Consider the following 3,553-nt stretch of genomic DNA (forward strand, 5'->3'; position numbering starts at 1 on the left):
GATCGGACGGGGACGCGGTCGCCATCACCGTGCGTGACCAGGGCATCGGCCTGCGCCCGGGGGAGGAGAAACTCGTCTTCAACCGGTTCTGGCGGTCCGACCCGTCACGCTTCCGACGCTCGGGCGGCACGGGGCTGGGACTGGCCATCAGCATCGAGGATGCGCGACTGCATCAGGGGCGTCTGGAGGCGTGGGGTGAACCCGGCAAGGGTGCCTGCTTCCGCCTGACCCTGCCGCTGGTGCGTGGGCACAAGGTGCTGGGCAGCCCGTTGCCGCTCAAACCGGTGGGCGGGGGCCGCCCGGCGACCTCAGCGACCTCAGCGAGCACGACGACGACGTCGACCTCGGCGACCTCCACCTCGCCGACGGTCACCACGACCACGACCTCGCCGACGGCGACCACCACGGCAGCGAGCACGACGCCGGAACCGGAGAAACCCACCGTCGTGGCGCCCGCGGCCACACCCGACGGCGATGCCGCCGCGACTGCCGAGAGCAATGTCGGGGGAGGTGGCGGTGTCACGGATTGACCGGACCACCCACCGGCGGTTCTCCGGGCGTGCGCTGACGCTGCTACTTCTCCTCGTGGTGGCGGCTGTGACGATGAGCGCCTGCGGCTCGATCCCCGACGACTCGTCGCCGCAGCCGATCACCTCCTTCGCCCACGAGGGTCCGACCCGGGCGATCCCCGAGCCGCACGCCGGCATGGAGCCCGAGGCGCTGGTTCGTGCCTTCCTCAAGGCCACCGCCGATCCGGCGTCGGGGCATGAGGCGGCACGTAAGTTCCTGACCACGTCATCGTCGGAGCAGTGGGACGATCGTGGCGACATGGTGGTGGTCGACGAGATCAGCGTGTTCGTCGACCAGCGCAGCGAGGATGCGGTGCGGTTGCGGCTCGTCGGTGACAATGTCGGAACGCTGAAGTCCAACGGTCAGCTACTGCCGGCCACCGGCCGGGTGGAGACGGCCTTCGATCTCGTCCGCGTCGGCGATCAATGGCGGATCAACAATCGGTTGCCCGGCGGCACCATGATCGACCGCGCCCAATTCGATGTCACCTACCGCGCAGCGACCCTCTACTTCACCGACCGCAGCCTCCGGCGACTCGTGTCGGATCCGCGCTGGCTGTACGCCGGGCAGGCGGCCGACTCGACGGTCCTGGTCAACCACCTCATCGCGGGACCGGCGACCGACCTCGAAGGATCGGTGGACAGCGGATTCCCCGACGGCGCCGAGCTGCGCGGGCCGATCACGCCGATCTCCGGCGGCGGCGTCCGCGTCGAACTGACCGGCATCGGGTCGCCACCGGTACGCAACCGCACAGCACTAGCCGCACAGATCATCTGGACCCTCAACACCGCCGACATTGGGGGGCCGTACGTGATCAACGCCGATGGGTCGCCGCTCATCCCCGAACGTGCCTCGGGGTGGCAGCTCGCCGACGTGAAGGCCTTCGACCCGGATGCGACACCGTCGACCGACGTCGGCCTGAACGTGATCGAGTCCGGAGCGCTGCTCGCGGTCACCGATACCAGCACGGTTCCCGTCGGCGGGCCGCTGGGCACGAGCCGCGACGTCGAGTCCGCGGACATCTCCGCCGACGGTGAACGGGTGGCCGCGGTACTTCGGCACTCCGGGGCCGGGCCGCGCTACGACCTGGCCATCGGGCCCTATGGCTCGCAGCCGGCGACCGTGATCTCCGGGACGACGATCAGCCGTCCGTCCTTCGGCGGAGACACGGACACGGTCTGGACGGTGGTGGACGGCCGTCCGGTGCAGTGGGTGCGCGACGAGGCCGCCGGGGCCGACCGGGTGACCACGGTCGACGCGTCGGAGATCGCCAAGGTCGCGAACGGGCCGATCACCGGATTACAGGTCTGTCCCGACGGGGTGCGTGTCGCGCTGCTCGTGGGAGGCCAGGTGGTGTTCGCGGTGGTCACGACAACCACCGAGGGGGTTGTATCGCTGTCCAACCCCTATATCGCCGCCTACAACATCGGCAACAGGGCGGTGTCGCTGGACTGGGCGTCGCCCACGACGTTGATGATCGCGCGCGACTCCCTCGAGACGCCGGTGGTGCAGCTGTCCATCAACGGGACGCCTGCGGTCGGATTGCTCAGCGGGAACCTGTCGACGCCGGTCCGCGCGGTCGTCGCGAACGCGAACACGGTCTACGTCGGTGACGCGCGGGGAGTGCTGCGGCTCGGCAGCACCAACGGTCAGCCCGATCAGTATTGGACCGAGGTCGAACCCGCGATGGAACCGGGCGCCGTACCGGTGCTGCCCTGACCGGTGTGGCCGCCGTGACCCCGGTCAGGCAGTGACCGTCTCCGTCAGGCGGCCGCCACGACGATGACCGCGCCCACATCGACGCCGTGTCGGGCGAGGACGCGTACGGATTCCGCGGCGGTGGCGCCGGTGGTGACGATGTCGTCGACGACGACGACGGTGCCGGACACCTCGCGGCGCAGACGGCTCGCACTGCCCCGCACGGCGATCGCGCCGGTCAGGTTGCGGACGCGGCGACGGGCATCGAGCCCCGCCGAGTCACGCGCCCAGCCGGACGTGACCAGGACCGGCGCCACGGAGACCCGCGGCCCCAGCCGGGTCGCGGCGACCCGGGCCATCGCGGTCACCGGGTCACCGCCGCGGCGTCGGGCCGAGGATCGTCGCGTCGGCGCCGGGATCAGCGTCAGGGTGTCGGCAGGGGGCAACTCGCCCCACCGCGCCAGGGTGCCGATGGTGCCCGCCAGCGCCCGGCCCAGCGGTGCGTTCAGATCCCGCCGACCGTGCTCCTTCACGGCGATCAGCGCGGCGCGGCGCGGTCCGCGGTAGGGGCCCAGCGCCCACACAGCGACACCGACACCGACGCGGGGCCGGTGCTGCACCGGGTCGTCGGCAAGGCAGGAGGCGCACGCGTCGCACCAACCCACCCCCGGTTCCGCGCAGCCGCCGCAGGTTGTCGGAACGACGAGATCGGAGCCGGCCCGGACGATTTCGCCGACCTTCTCGGCCATGCGGCCCACCGATCGAGCGGACATGTTCCGAGCCTGCCAGACCGAAATGCGGCCGGGCGCCACCGACGCACATCCGGGCCGGATCTGTGCACGGATCCTAGGCCTGTGGACCGATGGCCCACAGGCCCGGGCCCACCGTCCCGACTTGCGGCGACACGCGGATGTCTTGCGCCGAAACGTGGCCGTTGGGCAAACTTCCGACTACGGTCAAAGACATAACAGGTAACCGCGGCGTTTCCCGAGGAGGTGAGGTCCCTGTTCCTGGGTGCCAGCCGTCGGCTGGCATGGCCACGATTCTCGGATTGACGCGAAGACGTCAGTGCGACAACGGATCTGAAACTATCGCTGCACTCTCGGCGAGCGACTGCACCGGGGCCACCGCGGAACTCCCCGGTCCGACCGAAAGCCGTCGCCGCTGCCACGCGACATCCCCCGCGGCACCATGCCGCCCATCCCTGGGGTCCAGATCGGTTGCCGCCCTGCAGGTTCGGCGTCAACGGAGGACCATTTGAAGGAGGTAGTTGTACATGTCAACA

General features: G+C 70.3%; 3 protein-coding genes. 2 read left to right on the forward strand and 1 reads right to left on the reverse strand.

Features of this window, described 5'->3' with window-relative positions:
- Both GORHZ_RS31845 and lpqB read left to right on the forward strand, forming a co-directional pair.
- The coding region (locus tag GORHZ_RS31845; protein ID WP_006338548.1) for an ATP-binding protein at window positions 1-530 on the forward strand (530 nt) is incomplete at its 5' end.
- Window positions 499-2,289 (forward strand): MtrAB system accessory lipoprotein LpqB, encoded by a 1,791-nt coding sequence (lpqB, locus tag GORHZ_RS26440; protein ID WP_083877448.1) that lies wholly within the window; start codon window positions 499-501, stop codon window positions 2,287-2,289. The genes GORHZ_RS31845 and lpqB, both read left to right, overlap by 32 nt.
- Before the next feature lie 44 nt (window positions 2,290-2,333).
- On the opposite strand, the gene GORHZ_RS26445 is transcribed toward lpqB, so the two are convergent.
- Window positions 2,334-3,041 carry a ComF family protein gene (locus GORHZ_RS26445; RefSeq protein WP_040533647.1) on the reverse strand — a complete coding sequence of 236 codons (708 nt, stop codon included), beginning with the start codon at window positions 3,039-3,041 and terminating at the stop codon, window positions 2,334-2,336.
- Between the last annotated feature and the right edge of the window lie 512 nt (window positions 3,042-3,553).

It is taken from the genome of Gordonia rhizosphera NBRC 16068 (genome assembly GCF_000298195.1).
Taxonomy (GTDB): domain Bacteria; phylum Actinomycetota; class Actinomycetes; order Mycobacteriales; family Mycobacteriaceae; genus Gordonia; species Gordonia rhizosphera.